The 22,252-nt window shown below is 48.4% G+C and carries 20 protein-coding genes and 1 tRNA gene; 11 read left to right on the top strand and 10 right to left on the bottom strand.

The annotated features are described in order from the left end of the window. Positions 1–195 precede the first annotated feature (195 nt). The 3 genes from OIR97_RS05530 to OIR97_RS05520 all read left to right on the top strand — a co-directional run bounded on the left by OIR97_RS05530 (position 196) and on the right by OIR97_RS05520 (position 2,772). Positions 196–975, top strand: a complete 780-nt coding sequence (locus tag OIR97_RS05530; RefSeq protein WP_169544592.1) for a DUF5131 family protein — start codon at positions 196–198, stop codon at positions 973–975. Positions 976–995: 20 nt separating this feature from the next. After that, positions 996–2,243, top strand: a complete 1,248-nt coding sequence (locus OIR97_RS05525; RefSeq protein ID WP_169544591.1) for a three-Cys-motif partner protein TcmP — start codon at positions 996–998, stop codon at positions 2,241–2,243. Between the two features lie 244 nt (positions 2,244–2,487). Beyond that, a complete protein-coding gene (locus OIR97_RS05520) occupies positions 2,488–2,772 on the top strand; it encodes a hypothetical protein (RefSeq protein ID WP_169544590.1) in 285 nt (94 codons plus the stop codon). A 165-nt stretch (positions 2,773–2,937) separates the two neighbouring features. On the opposite strand, the gene OIR97_RS05515 is transcribed toward OIR97_RS05520, so the two are convergent. The 5 genes from OIR97_RS05515 to OIR97_RS05495 all read right to left on the bottom strand — a co-directional run bounded on the left by OIR97_RS05515 (position 2,938) and on the right by OIR97_RS05495 (position 8,324). Next, positions 2,938–3,012 (bottom strand) — tRNA-Gln (locus OIR97_RS05515). 72 nt (positions 3,013–3,084) lie between these two features. After that, positions 3,085–3,918 (bottom strand): dienelactone hydrolase family protein, encoded by an 834-nt coding sequence (locus OIR97_RS05510; protein WP_169544589.1) that lies wholly within the window; start codon positions 3,916–3,918, stop codon positions 3,085–3,087. Then, the gene (locus OIR97_RS05505; RefSeq protein ID WP_169544588.1) at positions 3,908–4,789 is read right to left on the bottom strand and encodes a 4-(cytidine 5'-diphospho)-2-C-methyl-D-erythritol kinase; all 882 of its coding nucleotides are present in this window, start codon (positions 4,787–4,789) and stop codon (positions 3,908–3,910) included. Before OIR97_RS05505 ends, OIR97_RS05510 begins: the two co-directional genes overlap by 11 nt. Next, positions 4,786–6,546 carry a tetratricopeptide repeat protein gene (locus OIR97_RS05500; RefSeq protein ID WP_169544587.1) on the bottom strand — a complete coding sequence of 587 codons (1,761 nt, stop codon included), beginning with the start codon at positions 6,544–6,546 and terminating at the stop codon, positions 4,786–4,788. Before OIR97_RS05500 ends, OIR97_RS05505 begins: the two co-directional genes overlap by 4 nt. A gap of 128 nt (positions 6,547–6,674) precedes the next feature. Next, a complete protein-coding gene (locus tag OIR97_RS05495; protein ID WP_169544586.1) occupies positions 6,675–8,324 on the bottom strand; it encodes an electron transfer flavoprotein-ubiquinone oxidoreductase in 1,650 nt (549 codons plus the stop codon). 322 nt (positions 8,325–8,646) lie between these two features. On the opposite strand from OIR97_RS05495, the gene OIR97_RS05490 reads away from it, so the two are divergent. The 8 genes from OIR97_RS05490 to OIR97_RS05455 all read left to right on the top strand — a co-directional run bounded on the left by OIR97_RS05490 (position 8,647) and on the right by OIR97_RS05455 (position 15,774). Continuing rightward, positions 8,647–9,459, top strand: a complete 813-nt coding sequence (locus tag OIR97_RS05490; RefSeq protein WP_169544585.1) for a uracil-DNA glycosylase — start codon at positions 8,647–8,649, stop codon at positions 9,457–9,459. Between the two features lie 45 nt (positions 9,460–9,504). Further along, positions 9,505–11,286: a lytic transglycosylase domain-containing protein gene (locus OIR97_RS05485; RefSeq protein ID WP_169544584.1), complete on the top strand. Its 1,782-nt coding sequence runs from the start codon at positions 9,505–9,507 to the stop codon at positions 11,284–11,286. Further along, positions 11,273–11,821 (top strand): molybdenum cofactor biosynthesis protein B, encoded by a 549-nt coding sequence (gene moaB / locus OIR97_RS05480; RefSeq protein WP_169544583.1) that lies wholly within the window; start codon positions 11,273–11,275, stop codon positions 11,819–11,821. The genes OIR97_RS05485 and moaB overlap by 14 nt, the downstream gene beginning before the upstream one ends. 116 nt (positions 11,822–11,937) lie before the next feature. Further along, positions 11,938–12,303, top strand: coding sequence for a PilZ domain-containing protein (locus tag OIR97_RS05475; RefSeq protein WP_169544582.1), 366 nt, complete (start codon positions 11,938–11,940; stop codon positions 12,301–12,303). Between the two features lie 79 nt (positions 12,304–12,382). Continuing rightward, entirely contained in the window at positions 12,383–13,480 is a 1,098-nt protein-coding gene (locus OIR97_RS05470) for a PA0069 family radical SAM protein (RefSeq protein WP_181017893.1), read from the top strand. Between the two features lie 47 nt (positions 13,481–13,527). Further along, positions 13,528–14,226 (top strand): acrylate utilization transcriptional regulator AcuR, encoded by a 699-nt coding sequence (gene acuR / locus OIR97_RS05465; protein ID WP_169544580.1) that lies wholly within the window; start codon positions 13,528–13,530, stop codon positions 14,224–14,226. Continuing rightward, the gene (acuI, locus tag OIR97_RS05460) at positions 14,204–15,175 is read left to right on the top strand and encodes an acrylyl-CoA reductase (NADPH) (protein ID WP_407696676.1); all 972 of its coding nucleotides are present in this window, start codon (positions 14,204–14,206) and stop codon (positions 15,173–15,175) included. Before acuR ends, acuI begins: the two co-directional genes overlap by 23 nt. Positions 15,176–15,201: 26 nt before the next feature. After that, entirely contained in the window at positions 15,202–15,774 is a 573-nt protein-coding gene (locus tag OIR97_RS05455; RefSeq protein WP_169544578.1) for a peroxidase-related enzyme, read from the top strand. A 38-nt stretch (positions 15,775–15,812) separates the two neighbouring features. Here OIR97_RS05455 and OIR97_RS05450 read toward each other — a convergent pair whose 3' ends face one another. From OIR97_RS05450 to OIR97_RS05430, 5 genes are all read right to left on the bottom strand, one after another. Next, on the bottom strand, positions 15,813–17,528 hold the full coding sequence (locus OIR97_RS05450; RefSeq protein ID WP_169544577.1) for a S8 family serine peptidase: 1,716 nt from the start codon (positions 17,526–17,528) through the stop codon (positions 15,813–15,815). Position 17,529: 1 nt separating this feature from the next. After that, the gene (locus OIR97_RS05445) at positions 17,530–18,156 is read right to left on the bottom strand and encodes a hypothetical protein (RefSeq protein ID WP_169544576.1); all 627 of its coding nucleotides are present in this window, start codon (positions 18,154–18,156) and stop codon (positions 17,530–17,532) included. Further along, a complete protein-coding gene (locus OIR97_RS05440) occupies positions 18,153–18,722 on the bottom strand; it encodes an RNA polymerase sigma factor (RefSeq protein WP_169544575.1) in 570 nt (189 codons plus the stop codon). Before OIR97_RS05440 ends, OIR97_RS05445 begins: the two co-directional genes overlap by 4 nt. A gap of 81 nt (positions 18,723–18,803) precedes the next feature. Continuing rightward, positions 18,804–19,964 carry a hypothetical protein gene (locus tag OIR97_RS05435; protein ID WP_169544574.1) on the bottom strand — a complete coding sequence of 387 codons (1,161 nt, stop codon included), beginning with the start codon at positions 19,962–19,964 and terminating at the stop codon, positions 18,804–18,806. 16 nt (positions 19,965–19,980) lie between these two features. After that, entirely contained in the window at positions 19,981–22,077 is a 2,097-nt protein-coding gene (locus OIR97_RS05430; protein WP_169544573.1) for a hypothetical protein, read from the bottom strand. Positions 22,078–22,252: the final 175 nt, after the last annotated feature.

Raw genomic sequence — 22,252 nt, 5'->3', positions numbered from 1 at the left:
CGCTTTCTGTTCACGTTCCGAACTCCGACAGGAGCCAAATGTGTAACCATCGTGTAACCAGTAGGCAAGGTGTTTAGCCATATAAGTTGTCCATAGAACTCTTGACAATAAGAACAAAAAGTGAACAAATGAGTTATTGGCTTTTTCTAACAGCATGATAATTTACGACTAATTAAAAATTGTATGGGGCTGGTTTTGGCTGAATCTCAAATAGAGTGGACTGATGCCACATGGAATCCGGTTGCTGGGTGCTCATTAGCAAGTGCTGGCTGCACTAATTGTTATGCAATGCTAATGGCTAAAAGGCTGGAAGCAATGGGTGTCAAGAAATATGCTGGCCTTACCCGCAAGACTGGTAAACGAACTGTCTGGAATGGCAAAATAAAACAAGACAATGCCTCCCTTCAGATACCATACAAATGGAAGAAGCCTAGAAAGATATTCGTAAATTCAATGAGCGATCTGTTTCACCCAGATGTGGACGATGAGTTTATCTGCTCTGTATGGAACGTTATGGCGGACACACCTCACCACAATTATCAAATCCTAACGAAACGTCCAGACAGGATGGCTGAGGTAATCGCTGAGCAGGCTCTACCGACACTTGCCAATGTTTGGCTAGGAACCAGTGTAGAGAACCACGAAACCAAGGAGAGAATTGATTACTTGCGCGAAACACCTGCAACGATTAGATTTATTTCATTCGAACCACTAATTGGTGCCGTAGGCAGTGTTAATCTATCGGATATACATTGGGCAATCGTTGGCGGCGAAAGTGGCAGCAGTGCACGACCCATAAAAGAAGAATGGATAGATGAAATCCATGAGCAATGTTCACAATTTGGCACGGCCTTCTTTTTCAAACAGTGGGGAACGTGGGGCAAAGATAATCAGAAAAGGTCAAAAAAGGCTAATGGACGCGAGTATAGAGGTAGAACTTGGGACGAGATGCCCGAACTAAATTTAACCCTTTGAGAAATGCAGATAGGTAACATTTGGCTAAGAAAGAATACGATTGGGATAACGGCGCTAAACTAGAAGACCACACCAAGAAAAAGCATGAAATCCTGAAAGAGTATTTTAGGCAATACTTAATCACACGTTGCAAAATCCCTCAAATGGAGAAATTTCGCCTAGCAATAGTTGATGGCTTTTCAGGCGCAGGTCAGTACTCATGTGGTGAGTTTGGTTCCCCTCTCATTTTCATTCACACTCTCAATGAAGTCGTTCAAGAGATAAATCTCAGTAGAACTGATAAGGGTATGAAGCCAATATTCATTGAATGCCTGCTCATGTTAAATGATGCAGATCCAACAGCAATTCAGCATTTGAAAGTAAACGTAGCGCCTTACCTTGCTGGGATAGTAGCTGAAAACCCTAACCTGAATATCCATGTAGAGTATTTTCATTCAAAGTTTGAGGATGTCTACCCCGAAATCAAGCAACGCTTGACAGCTGCACGGTGCAGTAACGTTCTGTTCAACTTGGACCAGTGCGGATATTCCCAGATTAAGACAACCATCCTACGGGACATCATGACTTCGTGGAAGTCAGCAGAAATCATTTTAACATTTATGATTAAAAGCCTTCTGACATATTTGTCTCCCTCCAATGAAAACAATGCAGTTCCGTTAGAGGATAATGTGAAGGCACAAATTCAGGATTTGCTACAGTCTAGCGACGGAGTAATTAGCAAACCTGATTGGCTGGGAAAAACTGAACAGCTTGTGTTTGAATACTTAAAAGCCTGTGCACCATATGTCAGCCCCTTCTCTATTAACAACCCACATGGCTGGCAATATTGGCTAATGCACTTTGCTAACGCTCATCGCGCAAGGCAGGTTTATAACAATGTTCTATACGAAAATGAAAATGCACAGGCTCACTTCGGAAGATCGGGACTAAAGATGTTATCATACGATCCTTCAAAGGAAGGGCAGCTATTTCTTTTCAATCAGTCTGCACGGGATTCCTCAAAAGAAGAGTTATACGATGACATTCCGAGAGTGATTTCTGATGCAGGAGACGTGCTATCCATTGAAGACTTCTACAAAACCGCTTACAGCGAAACGGCGGCGCACAGTGACGACATTCATGAAATGATGATAGAAAACCCTGATGTTGAAGTATTGACTGAGGCGGGTAGAGAGCGCAGAAAACCCAACACCATCAAGCCTACAGACACATTAAAGCTAAAAGGACAAACGAGCTTTTACTCCCTGTTAGGCTTTCCAAAAAAGTAATATAATGCCAGCACTGCTGGTGTTGCACGTTAACAACAGTGCCCCCTTCAGCAGCCCCTAAAACTCGTTCCTCAGCGTCAACTATGTGCAAGCTTGGTATCGCTCAAGGCGAGGCAGGCTCTCAAATAATAGTTCCGCTCAGTCAACTATATTAGAGGGTTTGAATTTTACTTGTTAACCCACTGTTATTCTGAAATGATTCCTCTTGTCGATTAACAACCATGGACAAAAGGATAACAAGTACATGATGAGTAGCTTAAAGCGTTTGCGCCGTTTCTTCCCAGTGGACTGCTATGTAGAGCGAGGGGGTCACATTCGAGGCAGGACTTGGTTTGATGTTGAGTTCTCTGGTCTAAGGCCATGCTTTGACAGGGATGACATCTGCTATCACACCAAGGAATTCTGGGTAGGCAAGACACATATCATTCTGGATTATGAAGTTGAAGCTACCGACCGCATGACAGGTGGTGGAGCAGGCCGTGAAGGTAATGGGAAAGAGACGACAGCAGGCTTGACGGTCATTTCCTAAACCAGACTGAGGGGCTGGGGAACTGCCTTAGCCTCTCACACCATGAACAACTCAACATACAACTCAATGAGATGCCCCTAGATTTATAGACACCTTGCAGTTTAAAATTGAAGCAAGGAGTTATCCGTGTCGTTCTGAAGGTCAAATTTTCAAGGGAAAAGTGAGTGGCTGGGGTGGCAGGATTCGAACCTGCGCATGCCGATACCAAAAACCGGTGCCTTACCGCTTGGCTACACCCCAACGAGAGGCCTCTTTCTATCCAAGAAGTTCGGTAATCTCAAGCCTAAATTTAAAAAAAATGACAATCCCGTGTCATTTAAAAAGTTGGCGGTCCAGAAAACGGAGAAACTGCGTGTAAACAATCGGCTCCAGAAGGATATTGTTGGCGTATTTCTGAGGCATGGATAGGACAACGCTTTCCTCCGCTGGGGCAAAAAACCGACTGCAATCCCCACCAAATGTTTGTGTTCGTGCGGATGTGACGGCGAAAATTGGCGACTGTTCCGCGTGGGCAACGCCATTTACCTTGCCGCTTCCCTGACAGTCCCATTCCGCAAGAATTCGGGCTTTCACGTCTTGGCCAGTATAGCGGGCCACTGCCGCCGCACCATCGTGCAGACCAACAAGGAAAACATTGGCAGGATCTATCCACGACTGCTTTGACAACTGTTTCAGAACATATCTGATCTCCAGCCGTCGCTCATCCAGTGTCGCTTCCGCCCGATCGTGCACAGATGCGACGGGCTGACAGTCCAACGGATTAAAAAACCGCGAATTTGAGGCGGGAGAGAGGACGACATAGCCCTGTTCTGCCATCGCGCGCATTAATTCAAGCGGGTCAGGCAACCCGCAGGCCTGCACAACAACAATGATCGGCCATCGGATATCCGGCCCCACTCCAGCCAGACCTTGAGGCGGCCCGGCCCGGCCCCGATTGGTCGTCACCATTGAACCCGTTGTTCCGCGAACAGGCACCGCCACGACGGCATTTTGCCAGATCCGTTCCAGATCAGAGGTAACGGGCGCTTTGAATTGCGGTACATTTGCACGGGGTGGATCTGCAGGTGAGGAACAGGAGGCCGTTGCCAGTAGCAGTGCAAACAGGCCAAAAATTGCGGACAAGCGCCTCAAATGCCTACTGGTCATCAGGGTGGTCCTGATGTGGGAAATGAGAGGCCAGCGCCCACCAGGCTGGATTGCTGCCCAAAAGTTCCGCGCGTGCCTTTTCCGCTTCAGGCACTGTCTTGTAAAGCCCGAAACAGGTTGCCCCGCTGCCACTCATGCGCGCAAGATGGCACCCCTCCGTGTCGTTTATTTTATTCAGAACAGTCTGAATGTCAGGTGCCAGATCAACGGCCACGGATTGAAGGTCATTTCTACACGCACGAAGCGCCTCGATAAATTGCTCGAAATCCAGATCTTCAAAACCAGGACAATCAGAAGTGTTACCAGAGAGCGTTAGCGCGTTAAAAATATCGGGCGTTGAAATCGATATTCCGGGATTAACAAGAAGAATGGAACAGGCTGGCCCGTTGGCTACCGGGGTAACCTGCTCCCCTATTCCGCGCATCATTGCGGTCTGCTGCAAAAGACATACCGGTACATCGGCACCAAGCGTCAGGCCAATTTCGCCCAGCGTCTCCTTTGACAAATTCAAGCCCCAGGCTTCATTGAGAAGTAATAACGCCGCCGCGGCATCAGCTGACCCACCGCCAATGCCGGACGCAACCGGTAAATTCTTCTGCAAAAGAAAACGCGCTCCGGTTGGTACTGAATATTTTCGTTTCAACAGATCCGCCGCCCGCATCACAAGATTGCGAGACTGGCACCCTGTCTGCGCAGCATAAGGCCCTGTTTCAAACAATTGAAGCTGTGACTCATCTTCTGTAAGAGTGAGCTCGTCCCCACCCCTTGGAAAACAGACAAGGCTCTCCAGAAAATGGTATCCATCGGGCCGTTTCCCCGTCACATGCAGGAACAGATTAACCTTCGGAGGAGCATAGGCGACCCGCTTCATTGACCTGTGCCATTCCCCTTAGGTAAGCCATTTTTCAGTTTATCTTCAATAATCGGGATCAACTTTTCTTCCGGATCCAGCCATAAAGACCGCTGCCACTGATATCGTGCTTCTTTATACCGGCCAACCTGCCAGTAAGCGTCGCCCAAATGATCATTTATTGTCGGGTCTTCCGGCTGAAGGGCCACGGCTTTTTCCAGTTGCAACGCTGCATTTTCATAGTCACCGATCCGGTAATACAGCCATCCCAGACTATCAACAATATAGCCATCCCGAGGGCGCAACGAGACGGCCTTCGTCAACATTTTCCTGGCTTCTTCCAGATTTTCACCACGGTCAGCCCAAGAATATCCGAGATAGTTCAAAATTTGCGGATGATCTGGGCGGAGCTCAAGCGCCTTCACCAGATCTGCCTCCGCATTATTCCATTCATTCAGGCGTTCAAAAGCGATGCCACGGGCATATAACAAAGACCATAACCTGCTTTTTGCTTCGCCAATATTATCAATCGCGCGGCCATAGGCACTCGCAGCCCGGCGCCAATTTTTTACATCTCGGTTCAAGTCCGCCAGAACCACCAGTGGCTCAATATTATCCGGGTTGTCTTTTGCCAGTCGTTCCAACCGGGAAACAGCTCGGTCCGTTTCTCCCAGCCGGTGCGCAATCCACGCGGATCGGATACGAGCGTTGAGTGTATACGGTGAGCCTTCCGGGATCGCTTGATAGAAAGAAAGCGCTTTCTCCCATTTTTGCTCGTCCTCCGCGATTTCAGCGAGCAACGCCTTTGCTTCCACCAGGTCCGGACGCAACATCAAGGAGAAATAGGCATATGTCGCGGCGACGCTACGCACCCGTTCTTGACTTACGATCGTCGCCGAACTGTACAAGGCCTCTGCTGCGCCATCGATGGGGTTGTTCAATACTGGCTCGACATTGTTGTTTTTCGTCAGATCTTCCAACAGGCGGTTTGCCGTTGGACTGAGCGGGAACTGTTTTTGATAGTCCGAAATAATCTTCAGGGCTGCTTCTTTATCCGACTGTTCCATCAGGAAACGACCGTAGGACTGCACAAACCGAACGGCGCGCCCGGCGGGCCCGGAATACGCCGCTTCAAACTGTTTTTGGGCTTCTTCGCGGTCCCCGGACACATGCGCCAATAATGCCAAATGATAGGATTTCAAGGCTTTAAAGCCATCATAATTGTCAAGTTCATCCAGCGCTTTGTAAGCTGCTTCTTTTTGCCCCTGACCCAACTTGACCCAGGCGCCAAGAACAGGGCGGATAAGGATATTGAACCCGGCTGCACGGGTCTTCGACAAATGCTCGCCGGCTTTCAGAAAATTGCGGGACCGGATTTCGTCAATAGCAAGGATAAGGCGCGCAGCGCCGTCGTCGTTGGCATTTTGCGCTGTAATGTCCCGGGCAAGCAATAATGCTTTCTCCATATCGCCGTTGGCAAGCGCTACCTGAAACGTATTTTGTAGAATAAACCCGTCTTCCGGATACTGTTCCAGAACCTGATCAAAATATTTGGCAGCTTCTTCAGAATTTTTCTCTCGAAAGGCTTGTCGGCCTGCCAGATACTGACCGGCGAAAGATGAAGGATAAGGATCGGCGATCCCCCCGTCATCCTGAAAAGAAAATGGTAAGGTTTCACTACCAGCACCCGAGCCCGTCCCTGCACACGCCCCAAGCGAGACAAGAAAGACCGATCCGGTCAATAGGGATACAAAGCGTCGTGATGTCTGTTTTTTCATTCAAAATACCTCTGTTACCCGGATACTATCTCTACTTTTAGCGATAAGACACTAACTTATTTTTGATATCCAGGTAACAGAAATAGGATGTTATGAGGAGCGATTTCAATATGTAAGCGGTTAATATCTTACATATTCGGGTAATTTGGTCCTCCCGCTCCTTCAGGGACGACCCAATTGATATTCTGGGTTGGATCCTTGATATCGCAGGTTTTACAATGCACGCAGTTTTGAGCATTGATCTGCAGACGAGGGTTGGAGCCGTCGTCGTCCGTCAAATACTCATAAACACCGGCTGGACAGAACCGCTGTTCCGGGCCCGCATATTCATTATAATTAATACGAACCGGGACCGTGTCATCCTTCAACGTCAAATGAACGGGCTGGTCTTCCTCGTGGTTTGTAGCGGACAGGAAGACAGAAGAGGGTTTATCAAATGTATAAACACCATCATATTTCGGGTATTCAATTTTCTTGCAATCTTTTGCTTTTTTCAGCGCAGAATGATCATCATGGATCTTGAAGGTCCAAGGCTCTCTACCGCCAAAGAGTTTCAGTGAAATACCTGTATAAAGTGTTCCTGCAAGAAGACCCCACCGGAAGGCTGGCCTTGAATTTCGAACTTCATAAAGTTCTTTATATACCCATGAATCTTTAAACAGCTTTGGATAGGTTTCCAGAACCTTCGCAGGGGTCTCTGCATTTTCCTTGAATTCAGCCATGATCGCTTCAGCAGCCATCATCCCTGTTTTCATCGCCGTATGAGATCCTTTGATCTTCGGCACGTTCACAAAACCGGCTGAACAACCAACAATCGCACCGCCTGGGAATACCAGCTCGGGAACGGATTGAAGGCCCCCTTCATTAATCGCCCGGGCACCATATGCAATCCGCTTGCCGCCTTTAAGCATTTCTTTCATCATTGGATGAGATTTGAAACGCTGGAATTCGTCATACGGTGACAGATAAGGATTTTCATAATCGAGTGCGACAACATAGCCGACATAAGCCTGATTATTTTCAAGGTGATATACGAAAGAACCACCATAGGTCTTGATATCCATCGGCCAGCCCGCCGTATGGAAAACATGTCCTTCGCGATGTTGTGAAGGGTCCAGCTCCCAAATTTCTTTGATGCCGATCCCAAAGGACTGTGGGTCACAGTTTTCGCGCAGGTCAAATTTTTCAAACAATGTCTTGGTAAGAGATCCGCGAACCCCTTCCGCGAAAAGCGTGTATTTCGCATGCAGTTCCATACCCGGCTCGTGGGTCGGTTTCGGCGTGCCATCGCGGCCGATCCCCATATCTCCGGTTGCGACACCTTTAACGCTGCCATCCTCATGATACAACACCTCTGCTGCTGCAAAACCAGGATAGACCTCCACACCCAGCGCCTCAGCCTGTTCGGCCAGCCAGCGACACAAATTTCCAAGGCTGATGATGTAATTGCCCTTGTTATGCAATTGCTTAGGCAAAAGGAAGTTTGGAAAAGCAATCTCACTTGCTTCTGTCAAAAAATAGAAATTTTCTGATTTCACCGGAGTGTTAAGCGGAGCGCCTTTTTCCTTCCAGTCAGGAAAAAGTTCTTCCAGCGCGTGTGGCTCAAAAACATTGCCCGACAAAATGTGCGCGCCAATCTCAGAGCCCTTTTCCAGAACGCACACACTGATGTCAATATCAGCTTCCATGCTCAATTGCCGCAATTTTATCGCCGCAGACAGACCAGCCGGTCCTCCGCCAACAATTACGACATCAAATTCCATAGATTCGCGTTCCATTATAAAGCCTCTTCTAGCATTTTTATTTAATCGGGCCGAACAAGCCGCCTGCAATCGTCTTTTCTCGGTAAACCAAACGAGTGTCCAACTTTATTTTTTCCTGACACTATATTTTTTTTATAATGCGTCAATCCTGTTTTTTTCGAACGCATTGGCAGTTTTCTGCCCTTCTGCAGTTGCGATTGGAAAATCAGGAGCTTTGAATATGCACAAACATGCAGATTTCCCCTTGGGAAAGTCCGTGAAACATAATTTGCGATTATAATAATGAGACACGACACAGGGTTCAAATTTATAATCGACTGCTGCTATGATGCGCGTCATGTACGGGAATGCAAACATAAAACAAATTCTGGACTTTTATCTGGAGGCGGGCGTCAATGAAACCATCGGTGAGACACCGATCGATCATTTTGCCCTTAAACCACCCGTAAAATCAGCCCCAGCAGAACAGACAGCCCGTCGGCCCCTGCCAACGGCTCGGGCAGCGACTGTCTCCGTGTCAGCAGCCAAACCGCCACGCCCCAATGCTGAGCTGGTGAACCATGCCAAATCTGTGGCGGCTGACTGTGCCACGATTGACGCCCTGAAAAATGCCATCGAATTGTTCGACGGTTGCTCGCTTAAAGAGCTTGCCACCCATACCGTGTTCGCCCGGGGCAACGCGAAAAGCCCGCTTATGCTGATTGATCGGCCAGCAGCGTCAGATGAAGATCGAACAGGCCTTCCTTTTTCTGGACAGAGCGGAGAACTACTCAGCAAAATGTTAAATGCCATTGGCCTTTCGGAAGACGACGTCTACATGACAAGCATTCTTCCCTGGCGTCCACCGGGAGGACGCGCGCCAACAACCGAAGAACAAGCTGTTTGTCTGCCCTTTGTCGAAAGGCATATTGAACTGACTGCCCCACAGACCGTTATCTTATTCGGAGAAGCCGCCTCTTTCTTAACCGGTCAAAAATCTGGCATTAACCGGTTACGCGGAAAGTGGTTGACCATGGAATATGGTGAAACCAGTGTCCGGGCCTTGCCAATGTTCCATCCTGCCTTCCTGCTAGAACATCCCGCATCAAAAAAGATTGCCTGGAAAGACCTGTTGGCCATACAGTCTGCGATCAATGCCGCGCACCCATGACATCGCCCCTCACAACAGTAACCGTTTAATCACAAGTAGCATGTAATGAACTTGACCTTCTCAAAACGCCTCATTTTGATCGGATTACTGATCCTGATTTCTTTTTCTGCACTGCCGGGAAAAGTAAACGCCGACACAATACCGACAATTCTCAGTGACAAGGACGCTGGTCTATATCAGCAAATTTTTCGGGAGCAAGAAGAGGGCAACTGGAAAAAAGCAGACAAACTCATCAGAAAAATTGAAGACCCTCTGCTGATGGGACATGTCAAGCAACAGCGATACATGCACCCAACCCATTATCGGGCTTCTTACCCCGAATTGCATCTATGGTTAAAACAATATGCGGATCATCCCGGTGCCGACAAGCTTTACCGACTGGCCGTCAGTCGCCATTTATCTGATTGGAAAGCCACGCCAAAGCCTAAAACCGGCCAATATCTCGGTGGAACAGGCCCGGGCCAACCGTTTTATCTTTCAAGGTCCTATAAGAGCAAACGTTCGCGAAGCACAAAAACAGTTACTGAAGTCAAACATGCGCATCGGGTAGTTCGGCGATATTTATATCGAGGTCAGCCAACAAAGGCGATCGAGTATCTGGAACAAAAGAAAATCCAGAAGTTATTAGATAAAACCGAGTACGCCATTTTGCAGGCGCAAATTGCCAAAAGCTTCTTTCTCTATGCAAAAGATGACCTTGCTTTAGAACACGCAGAAGCTGCCTTGCAGAAGTCCCGTCGTTATGTCCCCCTCGCCCACTGGACTGCGGGCTTGACGGCTTGGCGTCTTGGAAAGATGAAAAAGGCTGCCAGGCATTTCACAGCGTTAAGCGATGTTAAACGGATCTCTGGTTGGACAGCCAGTCGGTCCAGTTGGTGGGCATCGCGCAGTTTCCTGAAATTGGGCGAGGCTGAAAAAGCGATTGAGTATCTCCAAAAGGCGGCAACCTATCCAAGGACATTTTATGGGTTGTTAGCGTTGCGGCAACTTGGCGTTTACAAGCCTTTCGACTGGGATTTGCCGAAATTAACAGCAGCAAATATTGAAAAACTGCTAAAGCTGCCGGCCGCTAAACGAGCAATTGCCCTAAGCGAAGCGGGCCAGTTCCACTTGGCGGAACGCGAATTACGATCCTCCTTTTCTAAATTGCGGTCAAAAGACGGGAACCTTTTATTGACCCTTTCCGAGCGCATTGGCGTTCCTGCCGTTGCCATGCGGATGGGTTTGTATCTATGGGAAAGAAAAGATACTGCAATTGACGCCGCTATATATCCGCTGCCCCAATGGATCCCTCAGGGCGGTTTCAAAGTAGACCGCGCCTTGATCTATGCTTTTATGCGTCAAGAATCAGGATTTTATTCACGTGCCGAGAGCCCCGTTGGGGCTAAGGGCCTTATGCAACTGATGCCGTCCACCGCAAGTTATCTTGCCGGCGACAAAAGCCTGCGCAATCGAAAGAACAGGAAGCTTTTTAACCCGTCTTACAATTTGAAGCTGGGTCAAAAATATTTGACCTATTTGATGCAAGACAAAACAGTTCAGACAAATTTGTTCCATCTTACAATCGCCTATAATGGCGGGCCTGGAAATTTGATAAAATGGAAATCCAGAACAAAAGCAAATGGAGACCCACTTTTCTTTATCGAAGCCATGCAAAGCCGTGAAACCAGAAGTTTCATAAAACGGGTACTGACCAACTTCTGGATCTACCGGCACAGATTGGGACAAGACCTGCCTGCGCTTGACGACATTGCACAGGGAAGATGGCCCCAGTACCGTTCGTTGGACAAAAAGAATAGAAAGGTTGCAGACAATGCCCGGAATTGATGATAGCAGGACTTTTATTCCTGTTCGAATTGCCGTTCTTACCGTTTCAGATACAAGAGAGTTGTCTGAAGATCGCTCCGGTCAAACGCTCGTTGATCGCCTGAAAGACGCCGGCCACCTGCTTGCGGATCGACAAATCGTCAAAGATGAAATCCCGGCAATTCAAGCACTTCTCAAAGACTGGATTGCCAATGAGGAAGTCGATGTCGTTATATCTACCGGTGGAACGGGTGTGACGGGTCGAGACGTAACCCCCGAAGCGTTTACAGCCCTATATGAAAAAGAAATACCGGGTTTTGGTGAGTTATTCCGAATGCTGAGCTATCAAAAAATTGGAACCTCCACCATTCAGTCCCGAGCGACGGCGGGGGTCGCTGGCGGCACTTATCTGTTCGCCCTGCCTGGGTCGACAGGGGCTGTTAAAGACGCTTGGGATGGCATTTTGGTTCATCAATTGGATTACCGATTCATGCCGTGTAACTTTGTTGAACTCTTTCCGCGCCTTCAGGAACATCTAAAACGCAGTAAATCGTAAGCCTTCTAATGCTAATTTCCCTATAAATGAAACAAGTCGCTTCTCGAAAACAGTTTGTTAATTTTTTAGCTTGATAGTTGGGCCTACACAAATTTGAAAGCACTCCAAGTTTAACCATGGCAAACTTTTTTACAGTTGGAAAATACCGACCTCACAACCGACGGGATCACCGTCATGAGTTGCCATGCATGACAATCCAGATCGGTGCAATCCGATTTGATACTTATGATTGGAGCCTTGGAGGCTTCAGAATAGATGATTACCGAGGTCGTCCGCCAGTTGGTGAAGTTGTCCGCATCTCAGAGCTGTCCTATTCCCTTGAAAATTCGGTGTCTGTTGACTGCCGCGCGACGGTAACCCGTATTATTCTAGGTAAAAACCAGGTGGCCTTCGCCTTTAACAAGCTGGACGAAGCCGCATTTGATTTTCTTGAAAAAGCCAGTATGCAGCGCCTCACGCTACTTTCCAGCGCTGGTAAATAACGAACCCAATCTGCGCATAATCAGTGCCACCCGAACAAATGTTCTTGAAATGTTCTTTTTTTGGTTTTACCATAAAAGAATGGAAACTCAGCCTACCCTTCCAACTTCTGGAATAAGTAAACGCGGGCGCGGCGCGACGCTCAACCCGGTGAGCCGCTTTCAGACGGCTGAACATGTCAGGATAGATGATGGATGGGAAAAGGATGACGACGCCCACGACGCCCTTCGCACATCGGTGACGATTGAATGGGCAAAATCGATTATATCCCGCAATCAATCACCAGACCTGCCTTTTGACCGTTCGATAAACCCCTACCGCGGCTGTGAACATGGTTGTATTTATTGTTATGCCCGCCCGTCGCATGCCTATATGGATTTATCACCCGGTCTGGATTTTGAAAGTAAACTCTTTGAAAAACCGAACGCACCGGACCTTCTATGGAATGAACTTGGCCGCAGCCAATATGAATGTGCCCCCATTGCACTGGGAACCAATACGGACCCGTATCAGCCAATCGAAAAAGACAGACGCATTACCCGAGAGATTTTGAAGGTTTTAGCAAAAACAAAGCACCCCTTCACGATTACAACGAAATCTGATCTTGTTTTACGTGACCTCGACATTTTGCAGCCTCTAGCAAAACAAAGGCTTGTAACGGTCGGCATCTCTTTAACAAGTTTAAACAATCGTTTGTCCCGAACAATGGAGCCGCGCGCCAGTGCACCCCACAAACGATTAAACGCCGTTCGGAAACTAAGCGATGCCGGAATTCCGGTCGTTGCGCAAATGGCTCCTATCATCCCGGCTGTGAATGATATGGAAATGGAACAAATCCTGAAAGCTGCCAAGGAACATGGTGCGTCTGACGCTATTTACCTGCTCCTCAGGTTGCCGCGTGAAGTCTCTCCTCTTTTTCGAGATTGGCTGCGCGAACATTTTCCTGATCGGGCCGCCAAAGTCATGTCGCTGATCCAATCGATGCGAAAAGGCCGCGATTATGACCCTGATTTCAGAACCCGGATGAGAGGTCAGGGCGCCTACGCAGATCTCATCGCTAACCGGTTCACGCTGGCTTGCCGCAAATACGGCCTGAAAAGACGAAAACACGACCTTGCGACCGACTTGTTTAAAAAGCCTACTGGACCCATCAATCAATATTCTCTTTTTGATGATTAATCTGATTTTCATTGCATTTTACTAGACGATCAGTCTAAAAACAACAAATGCAACAGGAAGTACCCTTAAAAAGAGGCCGTGGGCGCCCACCAAAAATGGACAATGGCCATCTGGAAACCAAAGAAAAACTTCTTCGGATGGGCACTCAGGTTTTAACAGAAAAAGGGTTTTCCAGCACGGGGCTGGATAGCATTTTAAAAGAAGCAGGCATTCCAAAAGGCTCTTTTTATCATTACTTTGCCAATAAGAAAGCGTTCGGGCTCGCTGTCATTGACAACTATAACGCCTATTTTTGCGCCAAACTGGACAAGTGGCTTTTGAATGACAGCCGCTCTCCCCTAGATCGATTGGCTGACTTTATTGCGGATGCCAAACATGGCATGGAACGATACCGGTTTAAACGGGGCTGCCTGATCGGCAACTTGGGTCAGGAACTCGCAGGCGTGGACGAAACATTTCGGCATCCCTTGGAAAAAGTTTTCCTGACTTGGCAAACCCGGGTTTCAAGATGCCTTGAAGAGGCCCAGCAACAAAACGAGATTGCCCATCATCTAAACTGCCAGGATCTGGCTTCCTTTTTCTGGATTGGTTGGGAAGGTGCCATTTTGAGGGCCAAACTCGCCCAGTCCTGCGATCCATTAGAGTTATTTGCCGATCAGTTTTTCGGCATGATCAAGAAAAATAATCCAATTGAGAATAACAGGAGTGAAAACCGTGAAAGCAATTCTGATTACCAAAGAAAATGACGAATACAAAGCAGAGCTCAACGATGTTTCAGAAGACCACCTTCCTGAAGGGGATGTAACGGTTGCGGTCGAATATTCGACGTTAAACTATAAAGACGGCCTCGCGATCACTGGCTCTTCTCCGGTTGTTCGTAAATTTCCGATGGTTCCTGGGGTCGATATCGCTGGTACAGTTGTTGACAGTCGGGGCAGTCAATTCAAGGCAGGCGACAAGGTCATTTTGAACGGCTGGGGTGTTGGCGAAACCCATTGGGGTGGATTGGCTGAGAAGGCCCGACTAAAATCTAAATGGCTGGTGCCGCTCCCCGCTGCGTTCTCAACTAAACAGGCAATGGCAATTGGAACTGCAGGTTATACAGCGATGCTGTGTGTCATGGCGCTTGAACGGCAAGGCGTGACACCAGACAAAGGGGACATTTTGGTCACCGGCGCTGTGGGTGGTGTTGGTAGTGTTGCGGTTTCGCTTCTCGCAAAGCTGGGTTACTCCGTTATCGCATCTACAGGCCGTGCAGATCAGGCGGATTACCTGAAAGAACTGGGTGCTACTGACATCATTAACAGAGAAGAACTGTCTGCTCCGGGCCGCCCTCTTGGCAAAGAGCGTTGGGCTGGCGCAGTCGATACGGTTGGCAGCCACACCCTTGCAAATATCTGCGCTGGTACAAAATATGGTGGTGTTGTTACAGCTTGCGGACTTGCTCAAGGGATGGATCTTCCTGCAACAGTGATGCCCTTTATTCTGCGCGGTGTTATTCTGAACGGGATTGATAGTGTATATTGCCCGATTGAAACCCGCATTGAAGCCTGGAATAGACTGGCTCAGGATCTGGATACGAAACACATCGATCTGATCACCAATGAAATAAAACTGTCTGAAGCCATTTCAGCCGCGAGCGACCTGATGAAGGGAACCATTCGAGGCCGGGCCGTCGTTAACGTTAACGCATAAAGAAACGCATAAGAAAGAGGCGCAACATGAGCGATCAAGCAATTAGCCGTTACCCGATCCCAGAGATAAAGGATCTGCCCGAAGATCTGCAGGAACTAATTCTGGGCGTACAGGAAAAAGCAGGCTTCATTCCCAATGTCTTTTTGACATTGGCTCACCGCCCCGACGAATTGCGGGCTTTTTTCAACTATCATGACGCGATCATGCTACGAGAAAGTAACCTGACGAAAGCCGAAAAAGAAATGATTGTCGTGACAACCTCGTCCGACAACAATTGCCTTTATTGCGTCGTCTCCCACGGTGCCATTTTGCGGATTTACTCTAAAAACCCGCTTATTGCCGACCAATTGACGACCAATCACCACAAGGCCGACATAACGGATCGACAAAAGGCCATGCTCGATTTTGCCCTCAAGGTATCCAATGACGCCCAGTCAATTGGCGAAAGCGATTTTGACCTATTGAAAAGCCATGCTTTCACGGAGGAGGATATCTGGGATATTGCGGCCATCACAGCGTTCTTCGGGCTCAGCAATCGCATGGCAAACTTAACAAGCATGCGGCCAAACGATGAGTTTTTCACCATGGGCCGAGGCTGACAAAACGGGGCTCTGCGGCTTAAACTGCAGAGCCTTGTTTAACATCCTTCAAATTGAACAAGACCATAGCCAAAAACAGGATCTGGACCGTTCTGCCCCAGATCAAGTGCCGATGCGGATAGCTTGGGTAAAATCATCAAACGACTATTTTGCTGTTTAGAACCCTCCTTTGCCATTTCCGACGCGGCTCTGGCGACAACATACGGAACTGCAAACGACGTTCCTGATCGGTAACTGCCGTTGCCCCCTGCCTTTGCCAACCATAACATAACCCCCGGCGCCGCAAGGTCTACATGCGAGCCGCGCGTTGCCAGGCGATACACCTGCTTCTCGCGATCTACAGCCGTAACACCAACCACATCCGAATGCGCAGCAGGATAAGGAGGGCGCGCCTCTGCGCCACCGTTCCCAGCTGCCGCAAACAGGCCGATCTTTTTGTTAGATACTTCGGTTAGGACTGTTCCCATAGCCTTATTTTCAGGGCCTTCCAACGACATATTGATAACGTCGACTTTTCTTCCGATCAGCCAGTTCATTCCTTCTAGAAAAGAGCTGGTCGCAGCATAGATGCGACCCGATTTCCACGAAAGAATATCTGCAATGAATAGGGAAGACTGTACCATTAAGCCGTCATATCCCTCGTCCGGCAAACGCCCTTTATATTGCACGGCGATTGCTGTCCCATGATCCGATGCCTTTGGCAACCCGCCCCCATCGAGGCCAAAGGCGGCCATCTTTATGTTTCTGTCCCCCCGGATCGCAGGGTGATTCAGATCCACCCCGCCATCCAAAACACCGATCGAAAAGCCCTCACCATCTGCCGTCTGGCATTTTTTTGCCTGAACTGTCCGGGCCGTCAACGTATCGGCATAAAGTCTGGGCTGCCCTGATAGTTCGCTGATATGATTGAAGTCAATTACCGCATCAGGATATTGTATGCGCAACGCCTTCAGACCTTCATTTTCATCCAGTGCAGCTGGCGTTTTAACGCGCAGGAGGACAAAATTTAGCCCTGCAAGATTACTTTCCTTTAACAGCAAATAACCGGCGCGATCCAATTCCTGCTTAATTGCGTCTACACGTGCCTGAGCGAACAGGTCTTTAGATAGTAAAATAAGCAATTCGGCAGCAATGTGATCAGCCTTTTTGGGTTGGATTTTGGCAGGTGCGTTCGCGTCAACTGGATCACACATCCTATATGACCTCCGATTGCCCTCCCCGGCAACAATCAGACCATTTATTTTAAGAATAATCTGGTACCTCTGACCCGGCTGCAAAACGAGCGATTTAGGAAAGGCGACGATTATTTCTTTTCCAGACCAGCTTTTGATTTCAAGAGAAGCCAACTGTCCCGCCCCCTTGAGTGTAGCTGCCCGAACCCCGGGGGGGATATCGCCTAAATTACGACCAATCAGGCGAACCTGTTTTTGCTTGTCCAAGCAGACACTGGCTGTTCGCAAATAAACCGGAAGTGCTCTTTTCAATTCAGGGGTCACCTCCCGGCTATTGCTGCCTGCCGGGCGAGGGGCAGCAGTTCCCGGTTCAGCACCTGTCGGGCGCGAAGGCGTGACCGTCAAAGGCTGAGCCGCTGGATCCGTTGCTGGCGGTGTCCCCGGCGCAGTTGAAGAAGACGCAACCATATCAATGCGTTGAGACAAAGGCCGCCCTTCCCCTTTCGCCGCGACAGGTCCGGCAAACAGTGCAATGATGAGCAAGAATTTGAAAAAGCGGTCCTTCAGGAACAGAGTAAGCATTTTACTCCTCCAACACCTCAGTCACATGAACGTTGGCCACCAGCTTTTTGATGAGCGCTTCAACATCCTTGCCTTTGTCAGCCCCTAAAATTTCAACGCGGTAAAAACCAAGTGCCGTAGGCCCTTCAATAATATTGAGCTGCTGTTGCCTAAGAAGACTTCGAATATCTTTTTCCGTTGATCGTTCTTCAAAAAACACCTGTAAGACAGGGCCAGAAGCATTTCCGCCAGACGCTGTGACCATTCCTTCTTCCGTCAGGGTAGAATTCACCTGAATGCCACCTAGCACAGCCAATGCGATGCAGGCCGCAACAGCAACAGGTCGCCACCATCCCTGCACGCTATTGTCATTCGCAAGAACACCCTTTGATACATCTGTCGATTTGAAAGATTTTCCGTGTTCACCCATAGCAGCATGAAGACGGGCGAGCCCCATTTCACCAGGGCTTTTTTCAAACACCTGCTCTTTGATCTTCCCTTGTAAAGCAACCAGGAACTGACGTTCCGCGTCAAAATCCGGATCGGTTTTCAAACGATCTTCAACCGCTTGTTTCTCTGCTCCGGATAGGGAATTATTGACGTAAAAAGGCAGAAGGTGATCCAGTTCTTTGTCTGTAAAGTTACTCATGATCTTGCTCCTGTGAATTTTTCAACGCACCGCTTTAACGCTTGTTTTGCATGAAAAATCCGGGTCTTTACCGTTCCTTCGGGCCGATCAATGATGGCAGCAATTTCAGGATATGAGAGATCCTCGAAAAAAGCCATATGGACAACCATGCGCTGCGCTTCACTCAGCGTCTCGACACATTTTTGAAGAAAGGTCGCCTCTTCAGTTGCGTTTAATAATTCCATGGGACTCAATCCTTCATCATCCGCCATTGTTTCATGCTTGTCTTCATCAAGCTGGTCCACTGTGCGTTTTCTAAGGCGGTCGATGGATTTATTGAAAGCGATCCCAAAGACCCATGTTGAGACTTTAGACCGACCTTCAAATCCGTCGGCCTTACGCCAGACATCGAGGAAGACTTCATGAAGTATGTCGTATGCTTCGAAGGGATCGTTCAATTTTTGACGAATAAAATGGTAGATTTTCTTCTCAAACCGGCGATAAAACTCGTCAAAGGCTTGTTTATCGCCTTTTTTAATATGTTCAATAAGCTCTAAGTCGTTCAAGGAACCGGTCACATTCATCATCCGCTGCTCTCCAAGAAGAAAACCGTGGCGAACAAGTCGTCACGGCGTTTCAACTGCCTTGCTATGTTCCCCTGAAACAGATCAAGGGTATAGGATCTTTCTAAAATCTGACTGAGCGAGGACAGTGCCGCCCGAACTGATCGCCCGAATACGCCACAAATAAGTACTGCCGTGCAGCAAATGTTTCTCGGCAAATCCCGCAAATGTCGATGAGGTCTGCGTGCCAGGAACAATTTTACCAACAACAAGCTCCGCATCCGTATCAAATGGGCTGACAATCAATGGGGCAGCATTTAAGTTGTTGAGCGGATTTTTCCCGCCCGGAAGATCAAAAAGTTCAATCTGATAAGCTGCGGCACCAGCAACTGGATGCCAATCAAATACTGTGTTTGAATTGAACGGCACCCCCTCGACCGGGCGAAACGCTTCCAATGGCGACAAACGTGACAAACCCGGTGTGGAATTAGGATTTACATAATATCTTAGAACAGGCTGGGTAAACTGAGTTTGCGGGTCAATCAAAACCAGCTTCACTTCATGCAATCCTGTTGTTCCTGTTGGTAGTTTTGGGCTCACCAGGCGAACACGACCGTTCCCGGAAGACGACAACTGTCGACGCACTTGTGATAACCGCCGCTCAAACTGCCCACCCCGAATAGAGGGGCTATCAATTACACGCCATTCGGCCTGCAACAAGCCCCGCGAGACAAAATTGATTTCTGCAACAGCTCTCAAATCGCTATTTTGGCCGACAACGTTCGTTTTGCCGCCATTTTCAAATGACAATTCAATCCGGTTTATATTAAGTGCGCCAGACGCACCGCCGCCAGCAATCAGTTGAGCAAATCCCGTTCCGGCCCCTAAACCATCATTAAAAATACGCTGAATACGGGCGTTATTGCCACCTTTGGCGATTTGCTTCGCAAGGGTCACCGAGACAGGAATAACCTCAGAGAAGGTCAGGGTCTCTGGCACACCAACAGTCGGCGTTGTTGTTCTGCTCAAACTTTTCGAAACGGTCAGAACGGTCAAACCGTTGATGATAATATCATAGGAAGGGGACGATGTGACTGTCGTAGCCGGCGCGCTGATTGTGTGAACCACACGCCAGGTAACACTAACGCCGCCGCCGGTCGGCAGAACCGTCACCTTGCTGGGAACGGCCGTAACACTACTGACACTCGCCTCCGCCGAGAGTGTCAGCGACAGAAGGGTAAATAAAACAACCGTTATGTTTTTCAAACTATTTATCATGGGCCTAGTATACAACCGGCGCTTTGAGGCGCAGGACAATAAATCCCTCATATTTCGTGTCATCCAGCGCAGTATCCGAATTTCCATTTTCTTTCTCCATTGCGCCGCGGAAAGCAAGCGCGACACCCGGTCTGTTAACGTCTGCCGGAATAAACGTCCATTCCATCTCACCTGATAGAATATGCTTATCTGGTAAGTCGCCGCTGCCTGAAGAAAGGTTCATATTATAATTGATATTCGTTGTAAGTGTTTGCGGCATCAAGCTTGCCTGAACGCCAAGATTACCGGTCACATTATATGACCGTTCACCATCAGTCTTTTGAACATATTGATTGTAACTTGTACCAAGAGACAGGTTCAAAGCATCCGAAACAGTCCAGTATGCAGACAGATCCAACGTTTGGTCTGTCGTATCGGACGACACTTCAGTTTCATCGGTAAATGTCGACCGGTTATAGGAAAGTTGCCAGTTCCAGCGTTCGTAACTCGACCCGACATTGGCATAATAATTTACTGATATATTATCTGTTTGATCCCCTAAATAACCAAGCGGTGTCTCTTTTCGATCCGCATCAACCAGATTAAAACCAAATCCAACAAACGGCGTGCCCAACCAGGCACGATCATCCGGTGTTTCCCGGTCAATGGAGAAAGAATAACTTCCGTCAACACCCGCCATCATAACCTGATCAGTGGCAACATCAGCAAGGTCCGCGGTGTTGTTGGTTTCGTAGCTGGCTTGCGCATTTAGGTTAAAGGCCCCCCAATACAGATTGGAGAATACAGAATAACTGTTTCTGTCGACACTTAACCCCTGATTGGCAAGGCTGTAGAAAAAAGTATCAACCTGCTCCCATTTTCCGCCAACCGTCATCGAAAGCGGCACATCTGATTGGCCATCATCTGGAATAAGAACGTAACTGATATCGACAGTTTCGGCGTCCGCAAAATCAGTGCCCAGACTCCCCGACCCATCAAGGTCCATATTTGAAAATGCAAGTTCCCCGCGCAATCGCAATCTATCCTGCCCCCAATAACTGTCGGCAATCAAGGCGCCGCCGCTTCCCTTTGGGGCGCCGTCCGATGTCAGTCCACCTCCGCTCCCGAAATCATCTTCTCCCCCCTCAGAGGTAAAATACAATCCGGTCAGTTCGATTTTTGTTTCTTCCAGCCAAACGGGCCGTCCAACAACAGCCCCCCCGGTTACATACCCGGATTTCCCTTGTAGACCGGTAAAATCGTCAGCCCCCGCAAGTGAATCGCTACTCAGTGAAAAGCCTGTAAATTTCAACCGGTCATCAGCCGTACCAACGCTGATGGATGCGCCCCGGCGCGTATACGAAGACATGGACAGACTTTCAATGCCGATGTCCTGATGCCCCAAAATGGCCGATCCGTTGACAGAGGCCCCGCGGTACCCAAGGTTGATCGTATACTCCCCCAAATCAATTTCGTTCCCGGTTACAGATAAGTCTTCTTCAGACTCAATGAAATAATTTCCGGTCGCATCAAACGTCCAGCGCCCACCGGTCATATTCAGGGCGCCATTACCCGAACCCGATACCGTCAGATCGCTTGGCGACGATGTAATGTTGCTATCAAATAGCCTTTGGGAGATTTCAATATTATTATCAGCTGAGGCCTCAACAATCAGATCCCCTTGCTCCAACTGTTGGTCACTGGTAACCGTTTGCGCCGCACCCCCCTGCTCGGAGGAGCTGTTCCTTGCCAAAGCTGAGCTTCCCTGAACTTTAAACTCCCAGAAATGCTGCTCAATATATTCACCAGAACTGGTCACCTGATATAAGCGCAGGGAATGATATCCGGGCTGCAAGATTTCGATCGGCTTAAAAATAAGAGCGTCTGGGGTTTGTTCTACCAGCCCTGTGATGTCGATGTTATCCAGCTCAACAGCAAAATTGCTCTCTTCAGCCTTTCGAACTTCCTCATTGACTTTTATTATAAGGGAAGAGCGGCCATCGTGATTGGCCTCAGCCAGAAATTCAGCAGGCCACGATTTCTCGTCCGCGCTCGCATGCGATGGGAGTCCCATTACAAAAACCAGCATAACGATCGCCATGCGGCCAAAAAAACGCATCATGAAGAGACCAATCCCCCGTTTAACTTAGCAAAAACACTTTCTTGCGGGTGCTTCCCCATCACATGATTAAAAACTAAACGACAAGAACGCAATAAATTGCTTCACAGAGACCCCATTTTAAATCAGAAATTAGGTATTTGTGACCTATTGGCTTCATACTTTGTTGTCTTGAGGC

The organism is Sneathiella aquimaris (genome assembly GCF_026409565.1).
GTDB lineage: Bacteria > Pseudomonadota > Alphaproteobacteria > Sneathiellales > Sneathiellaceae > Sneathiella > Sneathiella aquimaris.
The sequence above is the reverse complement of the archived record's forward strand: the minus strand, read 5'-3'. Positions and strand labels throughout refer to the sequence as shown.

Bases quoted from the DNA above. Each gene is read 5' to 3' on its own strand.
- OIR97_RS05520 (WP_169544590.1), top strand. From the start codon at position 2,488: ATGATGAGTAGCTTAAAGCGTTTGCGCCGTTTCTTCCCAGTGGACTGC.
- OIR97_RS05510 (WP_169544589.1), bottom strand. From the start codon at position 3,918: ATGACCAGTAGGCATTTGAGGCGCTTGTCCGCAATTTTTGGCCTGTTT.
- OIR97_RS05505 (WP_169544588.1), bottom strand. From the start codon at position 4,789: ATGAAGCGGGTCGCCTATGCTCCTCCGAAGGTTAATCTGTTCCTGCAT.
- OIR97_RS05500 (WP_169544587.1), bottom strand. From the start codon at position 6,546: ATGAAAAAACAGACATCACGACGCTTTGTATCCCTATTGACCGGATCG.
- OIR97_RS05495 (WP_169544586.1), bottom strand. From the start codon at position 8,324: ATGGAACGCGAATCTATGGAATTTGATGTCGTAATTGTTGGCGGAGGA.
- OIR97_RS05490 (WP_169544585.1), top strand. From the start codon at position 8,647: ATGTACGGGAATGCAAACATAAAACAAATTCTGGACTTTTATCTGGAG.
- OIR97_RS05485 (WP_169544584.1), top strand. From the start codon at position 9,505: ATGAACTTGACCTTCTCAAAACGCCTCATTTTGATCGGATTACTGATC.
- moaB (WP_169544583.1), top strand. From the start codon at position 11,273: ATGCCCGGAATTGATGATAGCAGGACTTTTATTCCTGTTCGAATTGCC.
- OIR97_RS05475 (WP_169544582.1), top strand. From the start codon at position 11,938: ATGGCAAACTTTTTTACAGTTGGAAAATACCGACCTCACAACCGACGG.
- OIR97_RS05470 (WP_181017893.1), top strand. From the start codon at position 12,383: ATGGAAACTCAGCCTACCCTTCCAACTTCTGGAATAAGTAAACGCGGG.
- acuR (WP_169544580.1), top strand. From the start codon at position 13,528: ATGCAACAGGAAGTACCCTTAAAAAGAGGCCGTGGGCGCCCACCAAAA.
- OIR97_RS05455 (WP_169544578.1), top strand. From the start codon at position 15,202: ATGAGCGATCAAGCAATTAGCCGTTACCCGATCCCAGAGATAAAGGAT.
- OIR97_RS05450 (WP_169544577.1), bottom strand. From the start codon at position 17,528: ATGCTTACTCTGTTCCTGAAGGACCGCTTTTTCAAATTCTTGCTCATC.
- OIR97_RS05445 (WP_169544576.1), bottom strand. From the start codon at position 18,156: ATGAGTAACTTTACAGACAAAGAACTGGATCACCTTCTGCCTTTTTAC.
- OIR97_RS05440 (WP_169544575.1), bottom strand. From the start codon at position 18,722: ATGATGAATGTGACCGGTTCCTTGAACGACTTAGAGCTTATTGAACAT.
- OIR97_RS05430 (WP_169544573.1), bottom strand. From the start codon at position 22,077: ATGATGCGTTTTTTTGGCCGCATGGCGATCGTTATGCTGGTTTTTGTA.